Raw genomic sequence first — 26,650 nt, 5'->3', positions numbered from 1 at the left:
TCGTTGCTGGTCGTTCTGCGTTGGACGTTGATCGTTGAGCTTTTAGGCTGAAGACTGTTCGTCCCGGTCGTGCTATGCCGTCCTGAATTGTTCTAGAAGCGAATAGACTCGAAGTGCGATATCGCCGTTACTATGCCGGTATGAATGCTTCGTATGGGTGCTCTTCCGCTAGAAATGGTGTTCCCTGCTCGAATCCTATGCGCCAAGCTGACTTTAATTGAAACTACTCACTAAATCTTAAACATCTGCTTTCCCATTTTGCACTGATGGCGAGTCTTTTCCGATGTGGGAAACGAGGTCGGAATCACATTCATCACTTGCTCTACTCTGAATAGGGAAGCTCTTACACTCGACCGTTCCCTTTCTACTCGACGGAATGCCTTCATTGATGACCGACCGTGACTTGCTCCGCCGCATTGAACGCTCCCCTGGCCAGCGCGCTGGTTACAAGCAGTTGGTGCGCGAACTCTCGCTTCCTGGAGGACGAGAGCGGCGACTGCTGGTCGAGCACCTCGCACGGCTGACCGCAGCAGGCAAATTGGTCAAACTGGACCGCGACCATTGGGCGATGGCGAAGTCAGTCGCGACGCGCGACAATCTTGCGGCCGGCCGCCTTGACCTGCATCGCGACGGCTATGGATTTGTCCGGCCCGATGCTCGACAAGCCTCGGGCCAGGAAGACATTTTCATTCCGCCGAATGAGATCAACTCTGCCATGCAAGGCGATCAGGTGCTGGTCGAGCTGTTGCCGAACCGGGCGGATGGCCGGAAGCTGGGCCGCATCGTGCGCGTGCTCACCCGCCGCAACCCGACCGTGGTCGGCATCTTTCATTACTCGCGCAACCAGCGGTTTCCGGAGAACACGGTCACGCCCTTCGATGATCGCATGACCCAGCCGATCGTGATTCCCGACGGCATGGAGATCTCCGCCACGCTGCCGAAGTCGAATGCCAATCGTGTCCTGGGTGACGAAGCTGTTGCCGCCGCTGGAGCGATCGATTTTAATGACACCTCTCCAACGCCGCTCGAGGGCCTGGTGGTGGACATTGAGATCACCGACTTCCCAGGCCCTAATCGTGCGGCCCGTGGGCGGGTGATCGAAATCCTTGGCGATCCGGATGCCTTTGGCGTCGATGTCGAGATGATGATCCGGAAACATCATTTGCCGCATGTCTTTCCCGAGCAGGTGTTGGCGGAGGCCCGCGAGGTGGCGCATCTCGATCCGGAAACGGTCGCCGAGCGACGCGATTTTCGCGATCTGCCCATTGTCACCATTGACGGAGAGACCGCGAAAGACTTCGACGATGCGGTTCTGGTCGAGGAGAATGCGGACGGCACGTATCAGCTTCAGGTACATATTGCGGACGTCGCCGAATACGTACTCACCGGCACCGACCTGGATCTTGAAGCCCGGCTGCGCGGCAACTCCGTTTACTTTCCCGACCGCGCAGTCCCGATGCTTCCGCAAGAACTCTCGACCAACATCTGCAGCCTGCGCCCGGGCGAAGATCGCCTCGTGCTCTCTTGCCTGATGCGGATCGATGTTCATGGCGAGGTCCTCGACTATGAGATCTGCGAAGGTGTGATCCGTTCGGCACGGCGGATGACCTATACCCAGGTTGCGGCGATTATCGATCCGGGACGAGACGATCATGGATCCACCCGCACCCGGTTCAACGATCTGGTTCCGGCCTTCGAACGTATGTATGCGCTGGCTTTGCTGCTTAACAAGAAGCGTCAGCGGCGCGGCTCGATCGATTTCGATCTTCCCGAGCCGGTGATTGAATTCGACGCATCCGGGGCAATGCTCAATGTGGTCCGCTCAGTCCGCAACTGGGCCAACCGGTTGATTGAAGAGTTCATGCTGGCCGCGAATGAGTGCGTCGCTTCTTGGATCGAGCAGCTTGGCGTGCCCTCGATTTACCGGATTCACGAGATGCCCGAGGCGAAGCGGGTCATTGAAGTCGAAGATACTGCCGCGCATTTCGGCTACTCCCTGGGCATTGGCGCACTGCCGGTGAAGCGCGTGCAAATGAAGTCCGACCGCCGCGAGCAGCAGCGCGGAAGCCGAGGCAGGGACCATCGCGGCGGCCATCAAGGTCACAGGACGCCGCAGCAGCATGAGATTGCGCAGGAGATCCCGGTAACTCCGCAGATGTATCAGCGGCTGACCGCGAAGATTGTCGGCAAGCCGGAAGAACGCATCCTCGCCTACCTCATGCTGCGTTCGCTCAAGCAGGCCCGCTATAGCGAGAAGAACGAAGGCCATTTCGCCTTGGCTGCTCCGAGCTATACGCATTTCACTTCCCCGATTCGCCGCTATCCCGACCTGGTCGTTCACCGCATCGTTAAGGCATTGCTGGCCGAGGGGGTCAATCCTCAAGGAGCGCTCGCTCCCGGCGAACCGCATGCTCCGGGCAAACATGCGGCCTTCCGTCCGAAGCCTAGGGCGGCTGCTCCCTCTGATCCGGCGTTGATTCCCATTCCCGAATCTGAACTGGCGGCCATCGCCCAGGAGACGAGCCAGACGGAGAGACGGGCCGCGGAAGCCGAACGCGAACTGATCGAGTGGAAGAAGATCAAGTTCATGCGCGACCGGGTCGGCGAAGACTTCGACGCGCTGATCCTCAACGCGACGAAATACGGGCTCTTCGTCGAGCTCGACAATCTCTTTGTGGAGGGGCTGGTGCCGATCGACAGCCTCCGCGATGACCACTACACCTATCGCGAAAACACGCGCGAGATCATTGGCAGCCGCAATCATCGCAAGTACTTCATGGGGCAGAGGGTGCGGGTGATTCTAGAGCGGATCGATGCGATCCAGAAACGGCTGCAGTTTGCGCTGATCGAGGAGGAGACGGCGGGGAAGCGTCCGGCGAAGGCGGGGCAAGCTAAGGGAGGTCAAGCGAAGAAGGCGAAGGCAGCTAAGCCGAAGGAGGCTAAATCCTCCGGAAGGCCAGCCTACAAGCCGCCCAAGGCCAAGAAGCTTAAGCCTAAGCGGAAGAAGGGCAGGAGGGGTTGACGGTCGATGGCGGCGCGACGGCGTCCTACGTTTACGACGCACTGAACCGGCGGGTGAGCGTGGCGAAGCCGACAGGGACCAGCGAGTACTCCTACGACTATGCGGGAAGGCGCATCTCCACCTGGAATGCAGCCACGAACAATGGTACCGATGGCCGCATGTATTGGGACGGGCAGCAGATCGCCTTTCGTTCCTCCGACACCGCCACCTACTTCGAGAACCAGGATTATATCGGCACCGAGCGCATACGGACTGACCATAACGGCACGACGTCTGCAACCTACAAGTCCCTGCCCTGGGGTGATGGCTACGTAGCCAGTATCCTCAATACCGAGGCCGATGTAGACAACTTCCACTTCGCCGACATGGAGCAGGACGGCAACGACGCCGGCGCACCTATGTCCGAACACGCTCAGTTCCGTAACTACTCCTTCTACCAGGGACGCTGGCTCTCGCCTGATCCTTACGAAGGGTCGTACGATATCACCAATCCGCAAAGCCTTAACCGATATGCCTATGTGCTGAATAATCCGCTGAGCTTCTTTGATCCAACCGGCCTGCAAGACGACGATCCAAGTCACCCGAACTGTAATGACGATGACACCGTTTGCGTTAATGGGGGTGGTGGCTTCTATGGCGGTGGCGATGGCGGAGATGGTGGAGCTAGTGGCCATGGCGGCTCCGGAAGCGGTTCTGCCCCAAGTAAAAAGACCTGCGCAACTATAGCCAACAACGTTGCTACAACAAAAAACGATATCAAGAACAACGGTACGGTTCAGGCACTTGTCAATTTCGCGAGCCGTTCCTGGCCCACGGGATCGTATAACCCGTTTGCAGCTTTCTCGACCATAGGCCTTAACGACCAGTCAGCTTGGGACTACAAGTCTGGCCCAACTGATCAAGCCGGAGCCAACTTCGGCAACGTGAACTATGGTGCAAACTGTGCTCAGTTTGGTTTCGGAAAGTATGGGTGCGGTTCTGCAGCAGGTGCAGCGACTCTCATACCTTCCCCTCATAACTTTGGAGGGCCGGGGCTACCGCTAGTGAATTACCCGTACGGAGATCAGGCCATCGACGCTCCGAACGTCATGGGTGGCGTTGACATCGCGAATGGCAGCGGATGCACAGGCTGGACCCCGGGAGGCTAAATGCGGAACTTCTCAGTGATGACAGCTTGGTTGATGTGCCTAATGGTCACGACTGGTTGCGGTCAGTGCAACGAGATGGTTGTTTTACGATCAGCCACGTCGCCCGATAACGCTCATCAGGCAGTTTTGGCGCGGGACGAGTGCGTCCGCTTTTCTGGTAGTTCCAGGTACAGAGTCATTATTTACAAACTACCGAGGCAAGACAGACAGTTCTTCGAGAGCTCCAGAGAAGAAGTCCTTAACACGAACAATGCCGAGGCGCTCAAAATGTCATGGTCGAACAGCAACGGCCTGATTCTAAGCTGCCGCGGTTGTGACATCCGGAGTGAATATATGAACACCTCCAAGTCGAGTTGGCATGGCATCACGGTTAGCCACGATGGTTTTCCGGCAAAGTGAACCAACCGCAGGTCATCGCTGCGACAAGGCTGGGCTATAGCCGATGCGTTCCCGCCCGTTCGGGCTTTCTCTGGCGCTCATGCTCGGCACCGTCGCCGCTGGTCTGGCGGTCCGGTTCGCCCATGCGGGCTTGCCGTCGTTCTTGGTCAAGTACGGCGGATCGACCCTCTGGGCGTTGATGGTCTACTGGATCGTCTCGACCCTGCTTCCCTCGTGGCGTCTCCCCGCCGTTGCCCTGCTCACCGGAGTTCTGGCGACGGCGGCGGAGTTCGTCAAGCTCTGCCACTCGCCAGGGCTGGACGCCTTCCGGCTGACGCTCCCGCGCGTTCTGCTGCTGGGCCGGGTGTTCTCCGGCTGGGACATCGTAGCGTACTGGCTCGCCATCCTCGCCGGTGCCCTAGTCGATCAGCGCATCCGGCGGCGGTACTCGGACACGTCGTACGATATCACCAATCCGCCAAGCCTTAACCGATATGCCTATGTGCTGAATAATCCGCTGAGCTTCTTTGATCCAACCGGCCTGCAAGACGACGGTCCACGTCACCCGAACTGTAATGACGATGACACCGTTTGCGTTAATGGGGGTGGTGGCTTCTATGGCGGCGGAGATGGCGGAGATGGTGGAGCTAGTGGCCACGGCGGCTCCGGAAGCGGTTCTGCCCCAAATAAAACTGCCAAGCTGGACCGCTGAATCTTAGCCAAAACATACAGGTTGCGAAGAGTCTGGCGGGGCAGTTTTGGTCTGGCTTTCTCAATGCCGGGTCGCCAGGAGGAGCAGCATCCGCTGGGGGCGCGGCGGGTGCTTATATCGGTTTAGTCCAAACGGGTGGCCCGTGGGACCCAAAGACGACGATGGGGATGACGCCGGAAAACGTCGCGGCTGGGAATATAAACTTCGGCGCTACCTGTTCGCAATTTGGCGGAAACACTTGGTTGGGAGGCCAGGTCTGCCAATATGGAGCTGGCCTTTATGGAAAGCTGAGCGGCGTTTACGGCTCATCGTTCTTTTCCGCTTCGCATGGTGATATTCCATCTGACAATCAGCAAATTCGCCAAGGACTAGCAATCGCCAAGAAAGGAGGTTGCTAGATGCGAGTTCTCAGCATTTGTCTGTTCCTTCTAGTCTGTCTGTTGGGCTGCAAGCCTGCTCCGATGAAAAACACCGTGGTTGTGAAGGCGGAGAGTCCTGACAGGAAGTCTTCGGCTATCTTGGTTGATCGTTATTATCAGGCAGCCAGAGTGCCCGATGAATTTTTCTTGATCGTCATTCCCAGCGGCCAAGACGCTAATGAAGCAATCAATATGAGACATATCGGCGATTCGTCGGCTCTCGTGGCTATCTGGGCCAGCAAAGTGCAGCTTCGGTGGCAGGGCGCTGACACTTTGTTGGTGGTTTGTGATTCCTGTGGTCTTAAACCCATCGACATCTCAAAGAAGCTGGATCACGTAGGTTCTACCAAAATCGTTTGCCAAGGCTTTCCCCCTGGGACAGCAGATTCACAGCCATAGCTATGACGGAGGAGATTACATGTACGACGAGGTTCGCCGCTTGTGCATTTGGTATTGCCCCAAGTAACTTCCAGCGAATGCCGCTTCCCGCAAACCATCTGAATTGCACCACGAGCACTGGGGCTAGCTTCCCCGCTCCGCCGGGATTTAGCGTTAGCAATATAGCTGCAAACGGAGCGACCAATGGGCTGTCAGGGGCGGGAGCCGCTGTTGGGCAACGCGGATACTACGACTTCCAGCGTTTCCAGGTAGGTTCTGTCACACAATTTTTCTCTGGATACACACCGGTAGCCAATGTCGCGGTAGGAGCCTACGTTCAAGGAGCTCGAGGTCGCCGAAGAAGACGTGGTGGTCGATCGCCGCGTGCTGAAGAGCGCGTCACGAAAGAACGCCGCTACTCCGAGGTCCGCGAAGGCGATGTCGTGCAGGGCGTCGTTCGGAGTCTCGCCGATTACGGCGCCTTCGCGTTCATGGCCGCCAACGTAGTCGGCATCGGGCTTTACCTTCATGACTTGCATCTCGCGGCTGGCGAATACCGCAGGAGCGGATGGTTCCTGTCGCCGGGGAGCCCTTCGTCTGGGCTCTAGCTCTGCCGGTGCTGGGAGTTTTTTTCGTGGCCGATCTTGTATGGGGAGGCTTGCTCTTACGCGGTGGAGGGTCCAAGAGAAGGCTCTGGTGGCTCGTCACTGCGGTATGGCTACTTGCCATCGTTGTAGACTTCTCCCGTCACTGATCGGCAAACCGCTCCCAAATGGTGTCTTCGCAGCAAGGCCGTTCCTCTCTGGGGAGGCCTTGCTGTCTGTGGCAGCCCTGAAATCGGCGTCCCATCCAGCATCCCGCTGCGGATAGTCCGCGTTGGATGAATTCGTTGAAAAGATGAAAGCAGGAACTTTCCGTCCCAGCACCCCGTAGCAATGCGGAGGTGAACGGATGAAAGCTTTCACGTTGATAGCGATGTCGTTACTCCTTCCTGCTGCGATCGGCCAGAACACAGGCTTGACGCGCAGCGTCCCGAGCCGACGGGATGCGGCCGTTGAGCCCGCGTATGACGCGCAGGGACGGTTGCAGCTGCCGTTCCAGTATCGGGAATGGGTGTATCTCAGTTCGGGAATCGGGATGAGCTATACCCCGAAACCGGAGATGGAAGGGATATCGGTATTCGATAATGTCTTTGTGAATCCAGCCGCCTACCGGTCATTTCTCTCTACCGGCACCTGGCCGGACAAGACGGTGATGGTGCTCGAACAGCGAGGGGCGAAGAGCCGCGCTTCAATCAACCAGGGCGGAAACTTCGAGAGTACTCAAATGGTGGGATTCGAGGTGCATGTCCGCGATGAGGCTAGAACGCCCGGCGGCTGGGCCTTCTATGAATTCGATAACGAGAAGCCTGCGGAGCAAATTCCAGCGGCGGCCGTCTGTTACTCCTGCCATGAACAGCATGCAGCCGTTCAGACGACGTTTGTGCAGTTCTATCCAACGCTTTTACCGGTGGCCCAGGCGAAGAAGACGCTCAGCGCTGCCTATTTGAAAGACCTGGCTGCCGCGCCGTAGAAGCCGTTTCTAGTTAGAGCCCTTATGAATTAGAGAAAGGCGACGGTCTGAATTCCGGCAACGTCGAAACGCTTGCGACAGCGAATGTTCTTGCAAGCCATCAAGTCGTCCTTGCGCACCATGTAAGACTGGGCCTTGGCGAAGCGGGCGCGGTCGCGATCATCGGCGTTGCGGGGCAACGCGGCTTTTTTGCGCCGAACCAGCCAGCCGATCTGGTACTCTTCGGCCTTGCCGCAGTGCGGACAGGTGAGTGTATGGGTCCGCTGTTCAGGCTTCTCGTCGAAAAAATCGCGTTCTTCCATGCTGGTGGCCCTTTTCCTCGCTTGCTTATCGTACTACGGGAGGTTACTGAACCATCACTAGACCGCGCAAAAGTATCATCGATGGATATGGGTGCGGGAGGAACGTCGGTGGCGGCAAAGAAGAAGGCGGCAAAGTTTTCGGTCACCAAAGCGGTGAAGGCGAATGCCCGGGAGCGCCTTGGCCAGCCCAAGGCAGAGCGGGCGATCGTCGAAAAGCCGCGTGAAGATTCGAGAAAAACCAAGCACAAGGAGAAGCTTGCCGATATTCTGAATCACGAGCCGGAATAAGGTTCGGCCACACGGCCGACAGATTGAACAACTGGGAGGCACAGGATGGGGAAATTGACCGGATTAGGTGGCGCGTTCCTGAAAGCGAAAGACCCGAAAGCGCTCTATGCGTGGTACGAGCAGCATCTCGGCATTCAGCGCGCGGAACATGGCTCCTTCTCATTCCCTAAGTCCGAGGTGACTGGCGATACAGTCCTGGCGTTTTTCCCGGAAGAAACACCCTATTTCGGGCCGAGTGGCCAACGAACGATGCTGAACTTTCGCGTGGATGACCTGGACACGATTCTCAGTTCCCTACTCGCCTCGGGGGTGAATGTGGATCCCGAGCGACAGAGCTACGACTTCGGGAAGTTTGGCTGGTTTACCGATCCAGAAGGCAACCGGGTGGAGCTTTGGGAGCCATCCGCAGCCGAGCCGGACGCATAATCCGGAATGCTTCGGCTGCTGGGATTATTGATCGTCGCCTTTTATTTCTACCGCTTTTGCCGGGCGGTCTGGCTTGGCTATCATCGGCGAGCCCTCGATGGCAGCGAACACCCGCGATAAAGATCGCCGCCAGCTTTTATTCTCGTCATTCAGTACCAAAAGGGTTCGACGATGACCTTTCTTCAAAATTATTAGGCGCAGGGCTCGAAGCAGCGTATTCTGGGAACTGTCGCGTCATTATCCCATCTGCCCTCCGGTTATCCTCTTGGACCGCCGCTGGGCCCGGTAGGAACGAAATACTGGGCTTCCCAGGGATCACGTTAACAGCACCACACAAGAGGCAAAAATGCGTTCTGAACTGGTTTACTCTGCCGGGATCCGTATTCCCAATCGCTTCCTATTGACTACTCTCACCATCAAGGCTGTTCAAAGCCTGCATATCACCAGCACCCGTACCGAAGACACCGCCAACCGAGTCTTCGCCGATGTGGCCAGCGGCCGCTTCACCGACGTCAAAATGCCGGCTGTCGTGATCCAGCCTTCAATGGATCCATTGCTGATCGCCCCCGCTGCCTAAGCATCTGCAGGCGTAGCCGCCCGTTAGCTGAACTGGATACCTTTTCAGATTCCTAGTTCTGCGCGGATCGCTGTGGCTATGCGATCGGCGTGGAACTGCATGGCCGTCCTTGATTCAGCCTCGATCATGACGCGCGCCAAAGCCTCGGTCCCCGAGTAACGCACTACTACCCGGCCGTTGCCGTTCAATTCCGACTCGGCTTGCTGGATCGTCTGAACCACCTTGGCGAACTGCTCCAGCGGCCGCTTCTCCTTCACTTTCACGTTGACGATGACTTGGGGATACACCTTCAGGTCGGCAGTGAGCTCGTGGAGCGGCTTGCCGGAGCGGCGGAGAATATCGAGCACCACCAGCCCGGTTAAAAGGCCATCCCCGGTGGTGCTGAGCGCGGGAAAAAGAATATGCCCGGATTGTTCGCCGCCGAGCGACGCCTGGTAGCGCTGCATCCATTCGAGAACATATTTGTCGCCTACCGGGGCGCGCAGCATTCGGATGCCGTCGGCGCGCAAGGCGGCTTCCAGTCCCATATTCGCCATGGTGGTGCCGATGACGAGATTGCCGTTGAGCTCGCCGCGGCGTTGAAGGTCGCGGGCAGCCAGCAGAAGAACTCCATCTCCATTGACCACATTGCCATTCGCGTCGGCGAAGAGCGCGCGGTCGGCATCGCCGTCGAAGGTAATGCCTAAGTCCGCTCCCTGCTCTCTGGTGGCCGCGGCGACGATCTCGGGGTGGAGCGCGCCGCAATCGCGGTTGATGTTGCGTCCATCGGGCTGAGCATGGCTGAGAACAACCTGCGCGCCGAGCTGGGTGAAGATATCGGGAGCAATGGCGGAGGAAGCTCCATTGGCGCAATCGAGCAGGATGCGCAGACCGGTAAGGTCGAGCGGGGAGACGGCCTGGCGGAGAAACTCTTCGTACTCGGCAACGAATTCCGGCTGGACGACTGGGGGCAGAGTATCGCTTTTCGGAGTTATGTCGCGCTGGATGTACCTGAATATTTCTTGCTCGATCCCGAGTTCGATGGCGTCAGCTAATTTATAGCCATCGCTGCCGAAGACCTTGATGCCGTTGTCCTGCGTGGCAAAACAGGGATTATGCGAGGCGGCGTTCGTGCCACTGCTTGCGGATCGCCAAAACATCTTCTGTAGACCGCCACGATGCCGGCGGCGAGGCCATGTTTCCGGGCGAGGAAGGCAATTCCGGGAGTGGTGATCACGCCAGCGTTCAGGACGGCTGCTCCTCCGGCTTCGAGTCCCTGGGAGATGACGGCGGCAATGTGGGGACTAGACTCGCGGGTGTCCGCGCCGAGGATGACACGTGGAGCCGAGACCTGGGCGCGGAGAAAGTGTGCGAGGGCCATGCCGGTGGCATAGATCGTTTTCGGATCAAGCGGGTACTCGCCCGCGATGCCGCGAATTCCATCAGTTCCAAAGAGGGCTCGTTCTTCGTTCATGAAGATGTATCTGTCGACCTTTCGATAGCGAACACCCGGCTCTTCAGCGTGCCGTAGGCGAGGCGGGTGGTAATGGATTCTCCCTCGTGTGCGGCGTCGGAGGTCCTGATCAGGTTGCCTGATTCGCCGTAGACGAGAGCGTAGCCGCGATTGAGCACAGCCAGCGGCGAGAGGCCGGCGAGCCGGTCGTCGAAGCTCTTCAACTGGGTGCGGCCGGATTGAAAGCGGACGCGGCTGGTGTGGGCGAGCCGGGCGTCGAGCGCGGCCAGGCGTTCCTGTAAAAGGCGCAGACGATGACTGGTGTCCTGGCGAAGCAGGCGCAGGGTGCATGAGTTGACATGATCGGAGGATTGGCGCACCTTGGCCCGCCAGGCGGCTTCCATGCGAAAACGCAGCTCATCGATCCGCTGCTGGCGACGTCCGAAGGCGTCGCGCAGACTGGCGGAGGAAGCGTCGATCTGGACTCGGGAGAAGCGTTCGCGCGACTGGATTAACTGAAAGCGGCAGGCGCGCTGGAGCCGATGCCACATGGTTTCGACGTAGCCGGCGACTTTGTGCTGAGCTTCGGTAATGAGCTCGGCCGCAGCGGAAGGAGTAGGCGCGCGAAGATCAGCGGTAAAGTCGGCGATGGTGAAATCGGTCTCATGCCCGATGGCGGAAACTACGGGCAACTCGGAAGCGGCGATGGCGCGGGCGAGCAGTTCGCTGTTAAAGGGCGCGAGATCTTCAAGCGAACCACCGCCGCGGGCGATGACGATGACGTCGACGGTGTGGGCGCGATTGAAATATTCGATACCTGCTTTGACTTCCATCGCGGCGGTGGCACCCTGCACGACCACCGGATAGAGGAGCACATTGAGGGCTTCGTGACGGCGGCTACCGACGTTGAGGAAGTCGCGGATGACCGCTCCCGAGGGCGAGGTGATGATCCCGACGCAGTGCGGAAAGGCGGGCAGCGGCTTCTTGCGCTGGGCGTCGAAGAGGCCTTCTACCTGAAGCCTGGCCTTCAGCTGTTCGAAGGCGATTTGGAGCGAGCCGGCGCCGACCGGCTCCATGAACTCGGCGATCAACTGCATTTGTCCGCGCTGTTCGTAGACGGAAACCTTGCCGCGCACGAGCGCGTGCAGGCCGTCTTCCGGGCGAAAGCGCAGCAGAGAGGCCTGGCGGCGGAAAAGCACAACAGGCAGTTGAGAGTCGCCATCTTTGAGCGTGAAGTAAACGTGTCCGGACGGGGCAGAGCGGAGGTTCGAGATTTCGCCTTCTACCCAGAGATCGGCATACTCCCGCTCGATGGATTCGCGCACCTCTCCGACCAGCTCACCTACCGTCCAAATGCGTCTTGGGGCAGCCTTGGGAGCTTCGAAGCTAAAGCCAAGTTGGCCGGGCTGCGGAGAAGCGGTCACAGGAAAAGTCTACACGGATGCTGAAGCGGGCACGTCTCGGCGGCCACCGAAAGCGATGGCGGCGAGCGCGATGACGACAGGGAAACATTCCAGGGTGTAGCGGGGTTCGGGGGCTTCCAGGGTGAACAGCAACGCACAGCGGAGCAAGACAAAAGCCAGCATGACCGCGGCCAGTGGAGGCCGCCGGACAAAGCCGGCAACGGCGGCTACTAGATATCCCAAATTCAGGGCCGCATAGACGAAGACGAAGTCGGATTCTTCGGGATGATGGTAATGGTCCCACCAACGCATCTCGATCCATAGGAGTTCGGTGCGAGGGCGCAGCCACATGTCGGCGAGGCGCATCAGCGGCAACACCAGGTAGGAGCGGATTGCGTGGCCTTGGGTGCGCTGCTGGGCCAGTTCTTCGAAGCGGACATCGATCTCGGGCGAGAGGGTGGTGGTTTCGTTGTAGTCATCCAGCAACTGCTTGGTTTGCTGGTATTGCGCAGGGCTGTCGAATGCCCGGGAAGGGAGCTTGCCAATGTCGATCTTGTCGCTGTTGCCGTTCCAATAGACTTCCGAGGTCGAAACCAGATCAACACACCAGGTCTTCACCCAGCGGTTGAACCCCGGGTAGGTGAAGTCACCGGGATCCATGGCATACCGCGGGGCCAGCGGTTGGAAGATGTGGAAGGTACGCCAGTTGCGGGCGGCCCAGGGAACAAATGGGAGCACCGAAAGGATGCCAGCGAGGATGGCCAACTTGAGCGCCCGGCCAGTTGCGAGCCTGGAAATGGAGCTACGACGAAGGCTACAGAGGACGATTGCGGGACAAAGGGCCACTGCGAGGAGCGCGCCATCGGGACGCAGCAGGGTGGCGTAGCTCATCGAAAAAGAAAGCAGCAAGAGCCAGCGAAGATAGGGGTTTTCGAGCAGCCGTACCAGCGCGTAGAAGCCGAGGGCGACACAGAAGATGGAGAGGGTCTCAGCGAGGGGTGTCGCGGCATAGTTCGCGGTAAAGGGGCAGAGAGCGGCGAGCCACAGAGCGACCATGGCCGCGCGGCGGCTCCAGAGGCGGCGGACGAGGGCCGCGATCAGCAGACAGGTTCCGAGATCGATGGCGGTCTGGAAGAACATCACGGCGTGGTAATGTTCCATGCCGAAGAGGGTGAAGCAGAGAGCGAGAAAGGCGGGATAGCCGGGCAGCCGGATCAGGGTTGGACGGATTCCGTGATCGGTCGTGAGGCCGTAGATTCCGTGCTGGAGCCAGTTCTTGGCGATGTCGCCGTAGATCAGCGGGTCGCCGTCCACCTCCGGATAGGCGTGAATGAACCACAGGCGCAGGGCCGCGCCACAAGCGAGGGCGAGAACAACGAAGATCCAATGCCGGGCGCGCGAGGACAGCATGAAAGGGAATCATAGCAAGGGGAGCATCAAAGCAAACACGAGTCGGTGAACGATGCAGCGAACGATGAGCCAATCCGCTGTTCAACGCAGCCTTTTACCGGGACGCGGGTTCCTATAGTCTCGTAGTGGGCAACATGAGCCAGCAGATTTTCCTCGATCCCGACCGCAAGCGGTGGAAGCGTCTCCGGCGCATCTTCGACGTAGTCGCGGTCTTGTCGACATTGGTGCTGGTGACCTTCTTCTTCAGCGTGATCCGCAGGCAGGCATTGCCGGAGCTATTGCTGCCTGCACAGAAACGCAACTATAAGGCGCTCAAAGAGAGTCCGCTTTCGTTCAAGGGGAAAGCAGCGCGGCCGGCCCGGCGCAAATCGCAGCGCAAACCTTCTGACATCCCGCTGAATACCGATGAAGGGGTGCGCGCGGCATTCTATGTCGATGATGAAGCCAGCTACTCTTCGCTGAAGCAACACATTCATCAGATCGACCTGTTGTTTCCCGATTGGCTGCATGTAATTACCCCGGAAGGGCGGCTGCAGGCGACGACCTCCTTGTTCCCGGTGCATATCTACGATGTGGTCGATGCGGCCGGCGTGCACGGAATTGACCCCGAAAACAAAGTCCACCGGGTCATCGAGTCGACAAAGGAAGACACGGAAATCTTCCCGATGGTGAACGACTATAACCTGGTCACCGACAAATGGGGCGAGAATGTCGGCACGTTGTTGAAAAACCCACAGGCGGTCGAGCATCTGCGGGAACAGATCAATACCTTCCTGGCTGGAAGTCCTTCCTACCACGGCATCACGCTTGATTTCGAAGAGGTGCCCGATGATGCCGAAGACGCCTATCTCGCATTCATAGCGCAGCTTTATTCGGATTTTCGCGCGAAGAATCTTCGTCTGTATGTCAACGTGCAGGTGAGTGCGGACGATGATGAAATTCGCGCCCTGGGCAAGACAACCGACGGCATCATCCTGATGGATTACGACGAGCATGAGACCGGGAGTGACCCGGGACCGATCGCCTCGCAAGATTGGTTTGAAGGCAATCTTCGCCGGGTGCTGAAGCTGGTTCCGAAAGAAAAGATCATCTGCGCGATGGGCAATTACGGATATGACTGGACGGAGCAGCTGCCCGCGCAGGGGGCAAAGAAGACCGGCAAGCTGAAGGTGGTCGAAGCCCGCGACCTCACGGTACAGGAGGCGTGGCAGGAAGCAGCCGACTCCGATGCTGACGTTCATCTGGAAGGCGACGAACTCAATGCCCACTTTGCCTATGACGATGAAGACAGTCATCAACGCCACCAGGTCTGGTTCCTCGATGGCGTGACCGCGCTGAACGAAATGCGCGCCGCCCGGCAGATGGGGCTGCGAACTTTTGTGTTCTGGAGGCTAGGCAAGGAAGATCCGACCATCTGGTCGATCTGGGACCGTCCCAGCGCCAAAGACGCGCAAAATGCCTTGAAGGTAGTGCCGCCCGGTCAGGACGTCAACGAGGAGGGCGAGGGAGACATTCTTAAGGTCATCGGGCGTCCGGCGAATGGCTCGAGGACGTTGTCGATGGACGCGGACGACTTTACCATCACCGACGAACGGATGCCGGTCTATCCGCGCTCTTATACGCTGCAGCTTTACGGTTACCAGCCAAAGAAGCTGGCCATCACCTTCGACGATGGGCCGGACCCTAAGTGGACCCCGAAGATCCTGGATATCCTGAAGCAAGAGAAGGTCAAAGCCACGTTCATGGTGATCGGCGACGAAGCGGAGAACAATGTGGGTCTGCTTCGCCGCTACATCCAGGAAGGCCATGAGATCGGCAATCACACTTTTACTCATCCGGACATCAGTGAAATCTCGCCGAGGCAATTGGAACTTGAACTCAACCTGACGGAACGGCTTTTCGCCAGCAAACTTGGGTTGCAGCCGCTGTACTTCCGGCCGCCTTACTCTATCGACCAGGAGCCGGACACCAACGATCAGGCGGCGCCGATCGATCGCGTGGAGCAGATGGGATACATCATCGTCGGGAACAAGATCGATACCGATGATTGGAACGAGCATCCGAGGAAATCTCCGCAAGAGATCACCAATGGGGTCCTGCAGCAACTGGAGGCGATGAAGGACCGTCCATGGTTCCGCGGAAGCATCATCCTGATGCACGATGGCGGTGGCGATCGCTCGGCTACGGTGGCAGCGCTCCCGCTCTTGATCGATACCCTGCGATCGAAGGGCTATGAGATTGTTCCGGTCTCGGAGTTGATGGGAAAGACAACGGCGGAGGTCATGCCCCCGATTACTCCGAAGATGCAGTGGCAGGCGCGACTCGATTCCCTGGCGTTTTTTGTGTATGGCGCTTTCGTCAAGTTTGGCGTGTTTGTCTTCTTCTTTGGCGATGTCTTGATGAGTGGCCGCTTGATTATCGTGGGCATCTTTGCCCTCATCGATCGGCTTCGGCCGCGCAAAGTACCCGATCCGAATTTTCTGCCAAGAGTCGCGGTGCTGGTGCCCGGCTACAACGAAGAGAAAGTGATCGTCCGCACGGTGCGTTCGGTGCTCAATTCGGATTATCCGAATATGCGGGTCATTGTGATTGACGACGGCTCCAAAGACCGCACTTTTGAGATTGCGCGAGAAGCTTTCTCGCGAGAGATCGCCGAAGGCCGGGTCACTGTGCTCACCAAGCCGAATGGGGGCAAGGCTGAAGCGCTCAACTTCGGCATCGAGCATCTCGATGAGGAGTTCTATGTTGGCATCGATGCGGACACGGTCATTGCAGCGGATGCAGTTTCAAAGCTGATCCGGCATTTCGCCGATCCGGAGATTGGAGCAGTCGCAGGCAATGCCAAGGTCGGTAACCGGGTGAACCTATGGACCCGTTGGCAAGCGCTTGAATACATCACCAGCCAGAACTTTGAGCGGCGCGCGCTCGATCTTTTTGGAGTGGTCACAGTGGTCCCAGGAGCCATCGGCGCGTGGCGGACGGAAGGCGTGCGGCGGGCGGGCGGCTATCCGGTCAATACCGTCGCCGAGGACGCCGACCTGACCATGAGTCTGCTCGAGCAGGGTTATCGCGTCATCTACGAGGACCGCTCGCTGGCGTTCACCGAAGCGCCAATCGATATGCGCGGTTTGATGAAGCAGCGCTTCCGTTGGTCTTTCGGGACGCTGCAGGCCATTTTCAAACATCGCGGCGCATTCACAAGGAACAAGGCGATGGGATTTTTCGCACTGCCGAACATCCTGATCTTCCAGCTGCTGCTGCCGCTGGTCTCGCCACTGATCGATCTGACCTTTGTCGTCGGTACGCTGCAATACCTCATCGACCGGTATTTCCATCCGGCGGCAGCGAGCGCTGCGAATTTCGAAAAGCTGCTCGTCTACTTCCTGGGCTTTCTGGTGATTGACTTCTTGACTTCAAGCCTGGCGTTTTCGCTCGAACCCCGGCACGAAGCCAACAAGGGTGATGGCTGGCTGCTCTTCCACATCTGGCTGCAGAGATTTGCCTACCGGCAGGTATTTTCTATCGTGATCTTCAAGACCATCAAGCGGGCGATCGATGGGCGGCCCTTCAGTTGGGATAAACTCGACCGAACCGCGAAGATGTCAGCGGCGACGGAACGGATTACTGCGGGTTCCTGACTCAGAGACGCAATCAACTCTATCTCAAACGCGAGACCTGGGGCTCCCACATCCCCGAGTACTCTCACATATCCGAGTGATAAAGTTTAGGTCTGCGACCCGCCGGCTTCGCCGAGGACGACGCGTGCGGTTAGCTTGCGCTGTCCGCGCAGGAAGGTCACGACCACGGAATCTCCCACCTCGTGGCGGTTCATGACTTCGCTGAGTTCTTGCGTATTGGTGACCGGTTGATCGTCGATGCCGAGGATCAAGTCCCCCCCGAGGAAGATCTCGGTGTTGCCTAAGTACGCGCGTTCCTTACCGCCGCGCAGCCCGGCGCGGTCGGCCGCTCCGCCTGGAACGGTGCGCAGGATGAGCACACCGGAGTCGGCCGCCAACCCCATTTGCTCGGCCAGATCGGGGCCAATGGCCAGCGGCATAATGCCCAGGGAAGGCCGCCGCACATGGCCATACTTCGAGAAGTCTTCAAGCACCGCCTTGGCAGTATTGATCGGGATTGCGAAACCGATGCCGGCATTTTGATCGGCTCCGCCGCCGGTCGCAATCATCGAGGTAATGCCGATCACTTCCCCGCGGGAGTTCAGCAGCGGCCCTCCAGAATTGCCCGGATTGATGGCGGCGTCGGTTTGAATCGCATTCTCGATGAGCGCCCCCTGCGGACCTTTCACCGACCGAATGGAGCTGATGATTCCGGTGGTCATGGTCCCGTTCAGTCCGAAAGGATTGCCGATGGCATAGACCTTCTGCCCCACAATCAGGCCGCGTGAGTCGGAGAGCGTCGCCGGGACCAGGTCAGGCGCGTTGATCTGAAGCAGTGCGAGATCATGGGCCTGATCGCTGCCTAGCAGCTTTGCCTTGTAGGTGTGCTTATTGTCGAGGGTAACTTCGATCTGGCGCGCATTCGCGACGACGTGGTAGTTGGTCAGGATTCGTCCCTGCGGATCCAGGATGAAACCCGAACCCTGCCCCTGCTGCGGTACCGCGCCGTAGAAGAAGTCATAGGCGACAACCGACGAGGTGACGTTGACCACCGAAGCGAGAGCCTTTTTGTAGACCGAGATATTCGCCAACTCTTCGGAGTCGTATGCCGGGGCGGCGTGCGCTTCGGTCAATGCCAAGGGTGAATGGTCGACCACCGGATCTGCCCCGGATAATGCCAGCCGGGCCGGAGAGCGGTGGCTGGTGAAATACCAGAAGGCGCCAACTAGAAAAACGATCAAAACTATCTGACGAAATCTCATGACTTTCAACCCCGCGTGGGTTTCGCTGGACGGCCAACCCGCCGACGCGAACCCCGCTATTCAGCCTCAATCATCGAAGCTCTAACACTTTATTTTATAAGGTGGCAAGTTCTGCCGCTTCGGCGCGCAAGGCAGCGTAGATTTTTGCAACTGCCGCGCCAGTGACCTTAATATCTCCCGAGTTATCGATCACCCAATCGCAATGCGCAATCTTGTCGGCATCGGGAATCTGCGCGGCAAGCCGCTTCCGCGCATCGGCGGCCAGGGCTTCGGGATCACCGTCGTGAGAACGCTCGACATAGCGCCGTACCTTGACTTCCTCAGGAGCGGTCACCAGGATGATCCGGTCGAAGCGATCGCGCCAGCCGGCCACAAATCCGGATCGCCCAGCCTCAAAGATGAGGGCCGATTCGATCATGGCAATCTGTCGGGGGTCTGCCGCAAAAAGATCGCCCATCCATTGTTCCTGGGCTGCGACGACGGCCGGATGCACTATGTGATTGAGCTCTTCGACGCGGCCACGCTGAAAGGCCAGCTGGGCAAGTGCCCGGCGATCGAGGCTGCCATCTTCGCGAACGACCCCGCTGCCAAACTGCTGGACGATGGCGTCATAGACCGGCTGGCCGGGTTGCATCAGCCTGCGGCCTACCTCGTCAGCGTCAATCACGGCTACCCCCAGGTCGGCAAACATGCGGCCCACGGTAGATTTGCCGCTGCCGAGACCTCCGGTGAGTCCGACCCGAAGCCCCTGCTTCTCCATATCAGGCAAGCAGACCGCGGCGGAGCTTCGCCGCGCGGACGGTATTGGCCATCAACATCGCAATCGTCAAGGGACCCACGCCGCCGGGCACGGGCGTATACGCGCCACTCACTTCATAAGCTGCGGGATGGACGTCACCGATCAGGGTCGATCCTTTAAGCAGAAAAAGTTCTTCGCGCCGCACATCGCCGGCGAAGAAGCGGTCGAACTCTTCCCGATCGTTGATACGGTTGATGCCGACATCGAGAATGGTCGCGCCAGGCTTGACCATGTCCGGAGTGACAAAGCCGGGCCGGCCGATCGCAGCAATCAGGATATCCGCGTTGCGGCAATGCGCCGCGAGATCGTGCGTCTTGCTGTGACAAATGGTGATGGTCGCATTTTCCTGGAGCAGCAGCATGGCCGCCGGCTTCCCGACTATGTCGCTGCGCCCGATAATGACAGCATTCTGGCCGGAGATTGGCAGGCCACTGCGCTTGAGGATCTGGATCATGCCCGCCGGGGTACACGGCGCCAAAGCGGGCTGCCCGGATTGCACTTTACCTACATTGACCGGGTGAAAGCCATCGACATCCTTCGCCGGGCTGACCGCCTCGAGCAGCAGCTTGGCGTTCACCTGGGCAGGCAGGGGGAGTTGGATGAGGATGCCGTCGATATCCTCACGGGCGTTGAGGGTCGCCACCAACCCCAACATCTCTTCGGTGGTCACCGTGTCGGGTGGAGTGATCAGCTCGCTGAAGAGGCCAAGCTCGGCGCAGGTCTTGACCTTGCTGCGCACATAAATCTGCGAAGCCGGGACACTGCCGACGAGAACCGCCGCCAGCCCCGGCTTGATTCCTTGAAGCGCCAGCGCGCTAACTTCCGCGGCAATCTCGGCCTTGATCTCATTGGCAATTGTGGTTCCGTCTAGAATCCGTGCTTTTGTCATCGCCCTTCCACTCTTTACTCCTTGACTCTTATTTTGCGGGTCGCATAGTTTCGCAGGACCCGACATTATCGTAAAGGAAGCGGTTGCCGTTTGTTTGTGATGGTACGGACCGGGATAGACTTCAACTATGGGAAAGCTCTCACATTCGACTGAGCTGTTACAGATGGTCGTGTGCCCGCGCTGTCACCAATCTCTCGTTGCTCTTCCATCGGCAGACGTACCTGTATCGCTTCGATGCACCGGATGCGGGCTTCAATATCCGATTGTGGATGGAATTCCCATTTTGCTCATGGACCGCGGCAAGCAATGATTGCTTAGCGCATGCGTGGCGAATGAGGTCGATCAGCGATGTGGCTGATGGAAGAATGGATAGACCAACAGGTAAGCGAAGAACGCCGCAACCATGATCGCCCCTAGAACCAGCCACAACATCGTTCCCCAAGAAATGGACGATTGGCTGTGTTTCATTACATCCTTTCTCCTCCAAGGGCCATCTCTGAATTAACGAATGGCTCTCGTCTTTAAAGAACAACCCTTCTTTCAGTGTACCGGCAAGTGGACGCCATCATAGGCCCAGTCTCCTCATGGACGAGTGCAGAAAACCTACACTTGAACTGAAGTATTCTGCATGAGCTACCGATTTGCTCTTCGTTTCGTCTATTCGGTTACCAAGGGTTGATTGGTCACGCTGGCCAAAACGCACAGGCTTCCGATGAACTGCCGTGTGAAGCGATGTATGACAATCGACCTCTAACCGACCGTCGAGTGTAGCGACTTTCTAGGACACTTGCTCTGCTTTGCGCTGGTCCCGCTAAGCGAATGAATGCCGGGATGGAAGCTTTCTTCAAACTGCCATCCAGCAAACTACGAGGTGATTCAGATGGCAGAGCAATCCAAGGTAGAGAAGTTTTCGATGAGCGAGCTCTCGAGTCTTCGCAGCGAATTGATGCAATCGGGTATCGACTCGTGGCAAGCGGCGGATGTTGTATCAGCCTTTCTGGTTGGGCGCGGCTACGGAGTGAACACCATTACCGTTCGCGACGTCGTCACCCGGCTTGACCCTTTCAGCGCATCGATGGATGCGATGGACATCATGCAGGAAGTCCTCGAAACAGTGGCCTACGTGATGTAATGCCGCGGGCGGCACACGTAATCAAGCACCACGCAACCTATTGCCGTCTGTTAGCTGATTTGGATTCACTTCGAGCAGAAATACAGATGTGCGATGTCTTCGAAGTTGGTTCCCTTCTCTTCAAGACAACGGTTTGCCAACTGGAGTGGTTCGCAATCTAGTAGCTGTTGTGCTGTTCGAATGGCCGATGCGAAACTTCGCATCGGCCATTGTGTTCCTGTGAGCTCCAACCGAACAAATTACATGCCCGTCTGATTGGATTGTTCAGGGTGAATGACGCGATAGGTGGAGTTGCCCTTCGACCAGATGAGCAGCAGCAGATCGTTGCCTGCAGGAGCGGCGTGTACCTGGCTGACGAAGTTCTCCGCCGACTGCACGGGCTGGCGATTGACCTGCAAAATCACATCTCCCGGCTGCAGGCCAGCTTCGTCGGCAGGGCTCTCCGGACGGACGTTCTCCACGGCGACACCTTGCACACTGGAAGGCACCGACAGCTGCTGCCGGACATCCGGGGTGAGATCGTTCACCGCCAGGCCCAACTTGCCCTTTTGCTGGGCTGATGAGGAAGAATCCTCCGCGACTTCAGTGTTGGCGTGATATTCGCCAAGTTTCACGCTGAGCGACTGCGGTTTGCCGTCACGCAAAATGTCGATCGACATGCTCGTGCCGGGCGCGTGCTCGCTGACAGCGAGTTGCAGAGCGCTTGAGTTAGAAACCGGCTTGCCATCCAATTTACGGATGACGTCTCCGGTCTTCAGGCCAGCGCGGCCGCCGGGAGCATCGGGGGTAACCTGGGTCACGATCGCGCCATCCGCATCTTGCAGGTTGAAGAACTTGGAGTTCTCCGGAGTGACATCTTCAATGCCGATCCCCAGATATCCATGATGCGCTGAACCGCTCTTGATGATCTGGTCGACGGTTGTATGAGCGAGTTGTGCCGGTATCGCGAAACCTGCTCCTGCAAAGGAATCGCTCCCCGAGATGATAAAGGTGTTGATGCCGATCACCTGTCCGTGCGCGTCGACCAGCGGTCCTCCGGAGTTGCCGGGATTAATCGCCGCATCGGTCTGGATAAAGCCTCCTGGTTTCCGTGCATCGTCGCGGAAGGGATTCGGCCGATCCAGAGCGCTGATGATGCCGCGCGTCACCGAGAATTGGAGGTAACCGAATGGGCTGCCGAATGCTAACACCGTCTGGCCTGGCTTCAACTCACTCGAATCACCCCAGCCCAGGCTCGGCAGGTCATTGGCATTGACCTTAATCACCGCCAGATCGGTCAACTTGTCCCGCCCAATCAGCTTCGCGTTGAGAATCCGGCGGTCATGGAGAGTGACCCGGATCTCGGTGGCTCCATCGACAACGTGGTTGTTGGTCACGATGTAACCATCCGGAGAGATGATGACGCCGCTGCCGATACCGTGTTCAAGCTGCGGAGCCTGTTGGCCCTGGGGCATCTGGTTTCCAAAGAATCGTCTGAACTCGGGCGGAATTTGCTGTTCCTGATCGTCCATCGCCTGGTGCTCGGTGGAGCGGGAGGTGACGGCCACGTTCACTACTGCTGGAGTTACGTGAGAGGCAACCGCCTCCATGGCGGTGTCAAGGGAGGTCAGCGCGGAGACGCTGTTACCCTCCATAGGTGCGGAGTAGCCGCCTGCTGCATGGACACCGTGATGGTTCCAAAGCAATGTGGTGGCGAAGGCGAGAGCAGCGACCGAACTGATAGGCAGGAGAGTTCGCTTCACTCTACCTCTTAATTGATTAGTTGATGCAGACATGTGGAATCACCTCAGTAGAATTTCAAAGACGTTTAGAGTTGGACGACGTACCAGCCGGACGAGGACGGTCCGGCTGAGAGAGCAGAGATGCGGAAGACGCTGTCAATCAAGGTCACGGTAGTCTGTGGCCCTGCGGAAGTCTCCCAGCGCGTGACTACAATCCACGACTGAACGGCTGGCGTTGACGGCGCAGTGACGCGACGAATTGCGGGCGTGTGCGCGGTATGCGCTGGAAGCAACTGCTTCGCCGACTTCAGGACTGCCCCAGAATCACTCAGGGATGACGAATCCCGGGAAAAAGAGGTACGCGCTCGAGGGGCCGGCTCATGAAAGACCACGTCGTGATAGGAGACCTTCGGCGACGGACTTGCCGATTGCGCCAGAGAAGGATGATTCGCCAAATGTGCCCGGTCGACCGCCGGATACGTAAACGCGACGAGTTCCCCGGAGCGGCCCAGCTCCAGAGCGCCCGAGGCCGTGGCAAGCACAAGGGCAGCCATGACAAGACGCGCTTTCATCGGGCTAATCCGGCTGCCTCCGCGCAGAATCTTATAAATGCGGCAGGCCAGAGCTGAACGGTGCTCCCAGGCACCCAGCGATAACGCCGCGGAAGTGGCCCTCATGCGCCGTACCATCTGCGCTTCAGCGAGGTTAGCGAGACATGTGGCGTATTCGCGCGGCGACTGCGTCTCGCGGATAACCCGCTCATCGCAGGCTTCTTCCCGGGTTGAGCAGAGTTGACGCTCGATCCAGTACAAGGCCGGATTTAAAGGAAACAACACCAAGCTCAGCTTCTGCAGGACATTCGTCCAGTCGTCGAAGCGCTTCAAGTGAGCGACTTCATGCAGCACAACCTGCCTTAACTCAGCAGGGGTGGCCTTCGCCAGAAGCCACTCTGGAATGAGAACGCGAGGCTTCCAGAAGCCAATCACGCAGGGTTGGTCGACGGCTGTCGAGCTATAGACCTGCGCTGAGCGAGTCATAGCCGATATAGACTGCGACGGCTGCCAGGCCGGATCGGTCGGGATGGCAAGCGCGTGATTCCACAAACTCCGGATTCTTAGCGCCCCGCGCACCAAAACGGCGGCTTGAACCAGCGCCAGGCCGATCCACAAGGCCGCAATTACCAGCGCCCAGCGGGAGTCCAATTCAAAAATCGTGTGGCTCGGAGACGGGCTGGTTGGCGACACCGGACCCGAGCTCAAAAGACGACTGACGTAGAGGCCAGGCAGCAGCAGAACCGTCGCGAAGACAGAGGCCCAGATAGCGAAGCGAAGGCTGGCGGACAGTGTGGGCGCGAGCTTCAAGCACATCCAGATCGCGGCTGCCAGCAGCAGACCTTGCCAGGCGCTGGCAATGACCATGCCCGCGGTGACGTGGCAGACAAGTTGAACGATCGAGTTCAGTTCCATCGCCCTTCACCCTCCGCATCGCTTTCGACGCTGGGACCGCTGTTCGCTCGGCTTGCGTCACCTTCAGCAGCGCCGATTGCGCTTCTTAGACGCTGCAACTCCGCTGGGGTGATCTCTTCGTCGCCGATCAAGGAGAGCAGGAGTTTCTCCCGCGAGTTCCCGAAGAATCGGCTTAGCACATGGCGAACCTCGACTTTGCTCGCATCGTCTTCGGCGACGCAGGCGGAATAGATATAGGCCCGGCCCTCTTGCCGGTGGCGAACATAACCCTTTCGCTCCAGAATCCGAATCGTCGTCAGGACCGAATTGTAGGCCAGGGAATCGTGGTCCGGCATGGCGGCGACCAGATCGCCGACCGCGGATTCCCCACGCTCCCAGAGCATCTTCATCAATCGCAATTCAGCTTCGGTGAGAGTCGTGGACTTCTTCGGGGGCATTGTCACAATCCTTGTGTCAGCAGCTGGCTGAACGTTCCAGCACTGATAGGACGATGCTAATAAGCTAGGGTTAGCATGTCAACTAATGAATTAGTTAAAAATCGGGTTGAGGTCTTCCGCGAACAGCTTTGTGCCAACCCGCCCACAAGAACGGATCCAGACAAGCGGTCCACACTAGGCAGAAATGGGCTTGTTCCGAATCCTTGCCAATACCTGGTTAGGAAGTTGAGAGCCGGTAACTTTGAGGACAGAGAAGGCGACGGCCGCCCAGAGTGCGGTAGCAACGAGGAGCAGCAGCAGGTCACCCCATCTGCCGGAGAGGGGCATGACCTTTCTCAGGAGGCAGATGGCGGCGTAGCTGATGACCGTGGCGAGCAAAGACCGCGCCAGTTCGGGGAACTCCAGTCCGGAGAGCTTAACCATTTTGCGGCGGTCGAGCATCACGCCCAAGGTGACGGTCTGAATGGCAATGCCGATGTCTGAGGCAATGGCGAGGCCGGTGGCTCCGTGAGTCCGGTAGAGCGACCAATAGATGGGAAGCGAGACCAGCACCACCAGGGTGCCAGCGACCATCGGCGCAAGGGTATTGCCGGCGGCGTAGAAGGCGCGCGCGTAAAGCGTTTGCGCCGACCAGAAACAGAGCGAGATGGAGAAGATAGCGAAATAGGCAGCCATCTCCGAGGCGCTGTTGCGATGAAAGAGGCCTCCACGAAAGATCAGGTCGACAGCCGGAAAGGCGAGACCGAGCATCCAGGCGGTAAGCAGAAACGAAAAGGCGAGGATGCGCGAGACGGAGGCATTTACATTTCTCGCGAAGGCGGCGAGATCGGGCTCGCCATTTTCCTGGACCCGGGTAGCGAGCGAGGCGAGGAAGGGCAACGAGGCGGCGCCGGCGGCCTGTCCAAGGGCGACGGGCGCAGTGAAAAGGTTCTTCGCATAGGTAAGCAAGGTGATGGCGCCGTGGTCAGCGGAGGCGAAGTAGTTCATGATCCAGCTATCGAAGGAGACCAGCGAGACCCCCAGCATGAGCGGCACGGAGAGCCGGATCCACTCGCGCAGACCGGGGTTTGTCCAGTCGAGCAGAGGGCGGTAGACGACTCCGGAACGATGAGCGCCGATGGCGTTCATAAGAAAGGGGCCAATGAAGATGCCCGCCATTGCTCCCCAGGCGAGAGAACGAATTCCGACCGTCCGGGCGAGCAGCACGCCTCCGAAGATGATGCCCAGGTTATAGACGAGCGGGGTAATCGCCTGGAGCGCAAATTGCTTCCGAACGAGAAGGACCGACCCGAATACTCCGCCCGCAAAGAAGAGCAATTGGCCGGGAAGCAGGATGCGAGTCATGGAGGTGCAGAGTGCAGCCTGCTCCGGCGTAAAGCCTTTGAACCACCAGCGGACATAAACGGGCGCGAGGAGTTCGGCGAGCAGGATCGCGCCTCCGAGCACCAAGAGCATCGAGGTCAGGATGACCGACATGGCCCGGGTGCCGTCCTCTTCCCTGCCGGTTTCGCGATAACGGCTGAGCATGGTCACAAAGGTGACCGAGGCCGCGCCGCCGACGAGGAAATAAGCAAGCATGTCGGGCAGCTGAAAGGCTGAGTTGAAGGCATCCGTCTGCGAACCCGCCCCGAAAAGATAGGCGATGTACTTCACTCGCACCAGACCGATGATCCGAGAGAGGAAGGCCGACAGCATTAACAGCAGAGTCGCGGTGAAGGCGGTGTGTTTGTGCGAAGGTCGGAAGACCCGCAGCACACCTGACCAGGAAGATGAGGACGCTGCGCTGGGGTCTTCGGCCATTGAGGATAAGACCAGTTTACAGGCTGAATCCGCGGGACCTGCGCAATAGGTCTAGCTGGG

General features: G+C 58.5%; 25 protein-coding genes. 11 read left to right on the top strand and 14 right to left on the bottom strand.

The annotated features are described in order from the left end of the window. Positions 1-388 precede the first annotated feature (388 nt). From ACPOL_RS16200 to ACPOL_RS16175, 4 genes are all read left to right on the top strand, one after another. On the top strand, positions 389-3,022 hold the full coding sequence (locus ACPOL_RS16200; protein WP_114207971.1) for a ribonuclease R family protein: 2,634 nt from the start codon (positions 389-391) through the stop codon (positions 3,020-3,022). Next, entirely contained in the window at positions 3,019-4,170 is a 1,152-nt protein-coding gene (locus tag ACPOL_RS16195; protein ID WP_114207970.1) for an RHS repeat-associated core domain-containing protein, read from the top strand. Before ACPOL_RS16200 ends, ACPOL_RS16195 begins: the two co-directional genes overlap by 4 nt. 442 nt (positions 4,171-4,612) lie before the next feature. After that, positions 4,613-5,260 carry a DUF2809 domain-containing protein gene (locus tag ACPOL_RS33195; protein WP_150133035.1) on the top strand — a complete coding sequence of 216 codons (648 nt, stop codon included), beginning with the start codon at positions 4,613-4,615 and terminating at the stop codon, positions 5,258-5,260. A gap of 461 nt (positions 5,261-5,721) precedes the next feature. Beyond that, entirely contained in the window at positions 5,722-6,078 is a 357-nt protein-coding gene (locus ACPOL_RS16175) for a hypothetical protein (protein ID WP_236656833.1), read from the top strand. A 191-nt stretch (positions 6,079-6,269) separates the two neighbouring features. Here ACPOL_RS16175 and ACPOL_RS34865 read toward each other — a convergent pair whose 3' ends face one another. Further along, complete coding sequence (locus ACPOL_RS34865; RefSeq protein WP_236656832.1) at positions 6,270-6,587, bottom strand: hypothetical protein; 318 nt, start codon at positions 6,585-6,587, stop codon at positions 6,270-6,272. A gap of 421 nt (positions 6,588-7,008) precedes the next feature. Between ACPOL_RS34865 and ACPOL_RS16160 the strand changes: the two genes are divergently transcribed. Next, complete coding sequence (locus ACPOL_RS16160) at positions 7,009-7,629, top strand: cytochrome P460 family protein (protein ID WP_114207964.1); 621 nt, start codon at positions 7,009-7,011, stop codon at positions 7,627-7,629. A 29-nt stretch (positions 7,630-7,658) separates the two neighbouring features. On the opposite strand, the gene ACPOL_RS16155 is transcribed toward ACPOL_RS16160, so the two are convergent. Beyond that, on the bottom strand, positions 7,659-7,931 hold the full coding sequence (locus ACPOL_RS16155) for a hypothetical protein (protein WP_114207963.1): 273 nt from the start codon (positions 7,929-7,931) through the stop codon (positions 7,659-7,661). 108 nt (positions 7,932-8,039) lie between these two features. Between ACPOL_RS16155 and ACPOL_RS16150 the strand changes: the two genes are divergently transcribed. From ACPOL_RS16150 to ACPOL_RS16140, 3 genes are all read left to right on the top strand, one after another. After that, positions 8,040-8,219, top strand: a complete 180-nt coding sequence (locus tag ACPOL_RS16150; protein ID WP_236656831.1) for a hypothetical protein — start codon at positions 8,040-8,042, stop codon at positions 8,217-8,219. A 45-nt stretch (positions 8,220-8,264) separates the two neighbouring features. Then, positions 8,265-8,645 carry a VOC family protein gene (locus ACPOL_RS16145; protein ID WP_114207962.1) on the top strand — a complete coding sequence of 127 codons (381 nt, stop codon included), beginning with the start codon at positions 8,265-8,267 and terminating at the stop codon, positions 8,643-8,645. Positions 8,646-8,991: 346 nt separating this feature from the next. Beyond that, positions 8,992-9,222, top strand: coding sequence for a hypothetical protein (locus ACPOL_RS16140; protein WP_114207961.1), 231 nt, complete (start codon positions 8,992-8,994; stop codon positions 9,220-9,222). Positions 9,223-9,266: 44 nt separating this feature from the next. On the opposite strand, the gene ACPOL_RS16135 is transcribed toward ACPOL_RS16140, so the two are convergent. From ACPOL_RS16135 to ACPOL_RS16125, 4 genes are read right to left on the bottom strand one after another with little or no spacing between them, the layout of a single operon-like run. Further along, positions 9,267-10,361 carry a phosphohexomutase domain-containing protein gene (locus ACPOL_RS16135; RefSeq protein WP_338026657.1) on the bottom strand — a complete coding sequence of 365 codons (1,095 nt, stop codon included), beginning with the start codon at positions 10,359-10,361 and terminating at the stop codon, positions 9,267-9,269. Continuing rightward, the gene (locus tag ACPOL_RS35745) at positions 10,253-10,675 is read right to left on the bottom strand and encodes a phosphohexomutase domain-containing protein (protein WP_338026656.1); all 423 of its coding nucleotides are present in this window, start codon (positions 10,673-10,675) and stop codon (positions 10,253-10,255) included. Before ACPOL_RS35745 ends, ACPOL_RS16135 begins: the two co-directional genes overlap by 109 nt. Further along, on the bottom strand, positions 10,672-12,078 hold the full coding sequence (gene xseA / locus ACPOL_RS16130; RefSeq protein WP_114207960.1) for an exodeoxyribonuclease VII large subunit: 1,407 nt from the start codon (positions 12,076-12,078) through the stop codon (positions 10,672-10,674). The genes ACPOL_RS35745 and xseA overlap by 4 nt, the downstream gene beginning before the upstream one ends. A gap of 9 nt (positions 12,079-12,087) precedes the next feature. Further along, positions 12,088-13,467 (bottom strand): ArnT family glycosyltransferase, encoded by a 1,380-nt coding sequence (locus ACPOL_RS16125; protein WP_114207959.1) that lies wholly within the window; start codon positions 13,465-13,467, stop codon positions 12,088-12,090. Between the two features lie 134 nt (positions 13,468-13,601). Between ACPOL_RS16125 and ACPOL_RS16120 the strand changes: the two genes are divergently transcribed. Beyond that, complete coding sequence (locus tag ACPOL_RS16120) at positions 13,602-17,105, top strand: trifunctional glycoside hydrolase family 18/polysaccharide deacetylase/glycosyltransferase family 2 protein (RefSeq protein WP_114207958.1); 3,504 nt, start codon at positions 13,602-13,604, stop codon at positions 17,103-17,105. Between the two features lie 86 nt (positions 17,106-17,191). Here the strand turns inward: ACPOL_RS16120 and ACPOL_RS16115 are convergent, their stop codons facing one another. The 3 genes from ACPOL_RS16115 to ACPOL_RS16105 all read right to left on the bottom strand — a co-directional run bounded on the left by ACPOL_RS16115 (position 17,192) and on the right by ACPOL_RS16105 (position 20,034). Next, positions 17,192-18,346: a S1C family serine protease gene (locus ACPOL_RS16115; protein ID WP_114207957.1), complete on the bottom strand. Its 1,155-nt coding sequence runs from the start codon at positions 18,344-18,346 to the stop codon at positions 17,192-17,194. Positions 18,347-18,440: 94 nt separating this feature from the next. Further along, positions 18,441-19,106, bottom strand: a complete 666-nt coding sequence (coaE, locus tag ACPOL_RS16110) for a dephospho-CoA kinase (RefSeq protein ID WP_114207956.1) — start codon at positions 19,104-19,106, stop codon at positions 18,441-18,443. A gap of 1 nt (position 19,107) precedes the next feature. Continuing rightward, positions 19,108-20,034, bottom strand: coding sequence for a bifunctional 5,10-methylenetetrahydrofolate dehydrogenase/5,10-methenyltetrahydrofolate cyclohydrolase (locus tag ACPOL_RS16105; RefSeq protein ID WP_114207955.1), 927 nt, complete (start codon positions 20,032-20,034; stop codon positions 19,108-19,110). Positions 20,035-20,161: 127 nt separating this feature from the next. On the opposite strand from ACPOL_RS16105, the gene ACPOL_RS36320 reads away from it, so the two are divergent. Next, positions 20,162-20,344 carry a Trm112 family protein gene (locus ACPOL_RS36320; RefSeq protein WP_114207954.1) on the top strand — a complete coding sequence of 61 codons (183 nt, stop codon included), beginning with the start codon at positions 20,162-20,164 and terminating at the stop codon, positions 20,342-20,344. Between the two features lie 32 nt (positions 20,345-20,376). Here ACPOL_RS36320 and ACPOL_RS35510 read toward each other — a convergent pair whose 3' ends face one another. After that, on the bottom strand, positions 20,377-20,502 hold the full coding sequence (locus ACPOL_RS35510; RefSeq protein ID WP_275066489.1) for a hypothetical protein: 126 nt from the start codon (positions 20,500-20,502) through the stop codon (positions 20,377-20,379). 412 nt (positions 20,503-20,914) lie between these two features. On the opposite strand from ACPOL_RS35510, the gene ACPOL_RS16095 reads away from it, so the two are divergent. Further along, positions 20,915-21,166, top strand: coding sequence for a hypothetical protein (locus ACPOL_RS16095; protein WP_150133033.1), 252 nt, complete (start codon positions 20,915-20,917; stop codon positions 21,164-21,166). 239 nt (positions 21,167-21,405) lie between these two features. Here the strand turns inward: ACPOL_RS16095 and ACPOL_RS16090 are convergent, their stop codons facing one another. From ACPOL_RS16090 to murJ, 4 genes are all read right to left on the bottom strand, one after another. After that, on the bottom strand, positions 21,406-22,908 hold the full coding sequence (locus tag ACPOL_RS16090) for a Do family serine endopeptidase (RefSeq protein WP_236656830.1): 1,503 nt from the start codon (positions 22,906-22,908) through the stop codon (positions 21,406-21,408). A 65-nt stretch (positions 22,909-22,973) separates the two neighbouring features. Next, positions 22,974-24,353 carry a M56 family metallopeptidase gene (locus ACPOL_RS16085; protein ID WP_114207951.1) on the bottom strand — a complete coding sequence of 460 codons (1,380 nt, stop codon included), beginning with the start codon at positions 24,351-24,353 and terminating at the stop codon, positions 22,974-22,976. Further along, complete coding sequence (locus ACPOL_RS16080) at positions 24,344-24,790, bottom strand: BlaI/MecI/CopY family transcriptional regulator (RefSeq protein WP_114207950.1); 447 nt, start codon at positions 24,788-24,790, stop codon at positions 24,344-24,346. Before ACPOL_RS16080 ends, ACPOL_RS16085 begins: the two co-directional genes overlap by 10 nt. Positions 24,791-24,964: 174 nt before the next feature. Next, positions 24,965-26,590, bottom strand: a complete 1,626-nt coding sequence (gene murJ, locus ACPOL_RS16075) for a murein biosynthesis integral membrane protein MurJ (RefSeq protein ID WP_114207949.1) — start codon at positions 26,588-26,590, stop codon at positions 24,965-24,967. Positions 26,591-26,650 lie beyond the last annotated feature (60 nt).

This window comes from Acidisarcina polymorpha (genome assembly GCF_003330725.1).
In the GTDB taxonomy this organism is placed as follows: Bacteria; Acidobacteriota; Terriglobia; order Terriglobales; family Acidobacteriaceae; genus Acidisarcina; species Acidisarcina polymorpha.
This window is presented reverse-complemented; position numbering and strand designations above follow the sequence as displayed.

Bases quoted from the DNA above. Each gene is read 5' to 3' on its own strand.
- ACPOL_RS16095 (WP_150133033.1), top strand. From the start codon at position 20,915: ATGGCAGAGCAATCCAAGGTAGAGAAGTTTTCGATGAGCGAGCTCTCG.
- murJ (WP_114207949.1), bottom strand. From the start codon at position 26,590: ATGGCCGAAGACCCCAGCGCAGCGTCCTCATCTTCCTGGTCAGGTGTG.
- ACPOL_RS16155 (WP_114207963.1), bottom strand. From the start codon at position 7,931: ATGGAAGAACGCGATTTTTTCGACGAGAAGCCTGAACAGCGGACCCAT.
- ACPOL_RS16145 (WP_114207962.1), top strand. From the start codon at position 8,265: ATGGGGAAATTGACCGGATTAGGTGGCGCGTTCCTGAAAGCGAAAGAC.
- ACPOL_RS35745 (WP_338026656.1), bottom strand. From the start codon at position 10,675: ATGAACGAAGAACGAGCCCTCTTTGGAACTGATGGAATTCGCGGCATC.
- ACPOL_RS16115 (WP_114207957.1), bottom strand. From the start codon at position 18,346: ATGAGATTTCGTCAGATAGTTTTGATCGTTTTTCTAGTTGGCGCCTTC.
- ACPOL_RS16160 (WP_114207964.1), top strand. From the start codon at position 7,009: ATGAAAGCTTTCACGTTGATAGCGATGTCGTTACTCCTTCCTGCTGCG.
- ACPOL_RS16085 (WP_114207951.1), bottom strand. From the start codon at position 24,353: ATGGAACTGAACTCGATCGTTCAACTTGTCTGCCACGTCACCGCGGGC.
- ACPOL_RS16080 (WP_114207950.1), bottom strand. From the start codon at position 24,790: ATGCCCCCGAAGAAGTCCACGACTCTCACCGAAGCTGAATTGCGATTG.
- ACPOL_RS35510 (WP_275066489.1), bottom strand. From the start codon at position 20,502: ATGAAACACAGCCAATCGTCCATTTCTTGGGGAACGATGTTGTGGCTG.
- ACPOL_RS36320 (WP_114207954.1), top strand. From the start codon at position 20,162: ATGGGAAAGCTCTCACATTCGACTGAGCTGTTACAGATGGTCGTGTGC.
- ACPOL_RS16125 (WP_114207959.1), bottom strand. From the start codon at position 13,467: ATGCTGTCCTCGCGCGCCCGGCATTGGATCTTCGTTGTTCTCGCCCTC.
- ACPOL_RS16135 (WP_338026657.1), bottom strand. From the start codon at position 10,361: ATGTTTTGGCGATCCGCAAGCAGTGGCACGAACGCCGCCTCGCATAAT.
- coaE (WP_114207956.1), bottom strand. From the start codon at position 19,106: ATGGAGAAGCAGGGGCTTCGGGTCGGACTCACCGGAGGTCTCGGCAGC.
- ACPOL_RS16105 (WP_114207955.1), bottom strand. From the start codon at position 20,034: ATGACAAAAGCACGGATTCTAGACGGAACCACAATTGCCAATGAGATC.
- ACPOL_RS16140 (WP_114207961.1), top strand. From the start codon at position 8,992: ATGCGTTCTGAACTGGTTTACTCTGCCGGGATCCGTATTCCCAATCGC.
- ACPOL_RS16175 (WP_236656833.1), top strand. From the start codon at position 5,722: ATGAAAAACACCGTGGTTGTGAAGGCGGAGAGTCCTGACAGGAAGTCT.
- ACPOL_RS34865 (WP_236656832.1), bottom strand. From the start codon at position 6,587: ATGAAGGTAAAGCCCGATGCCGACTACGTTGGCGGCCATGAACGCGAA.
- ACPOL_RS16200 (WP_114207971.1), top strand. From the start codon at position 389: ATGACCGACCGTGACTTGCTCCGCCGCATTGAACGCTCCCCTGGCCAG.
- ACPOL_RS16120 (WP_114207958.1), top strand. From the start codon at position 13,602: ATGAGCCAGCAGATTTTCCTCGATCCCGACCGCAAGCGGTGGAAGCGT.
- ACPOL_RS33195 (WP_150133035.1), top strand. From the start codon at position 4,613: ATGCGTTCCCGCCCGTTCGGGCTTTCTCTGGCGCTCATGCTCGGCACC.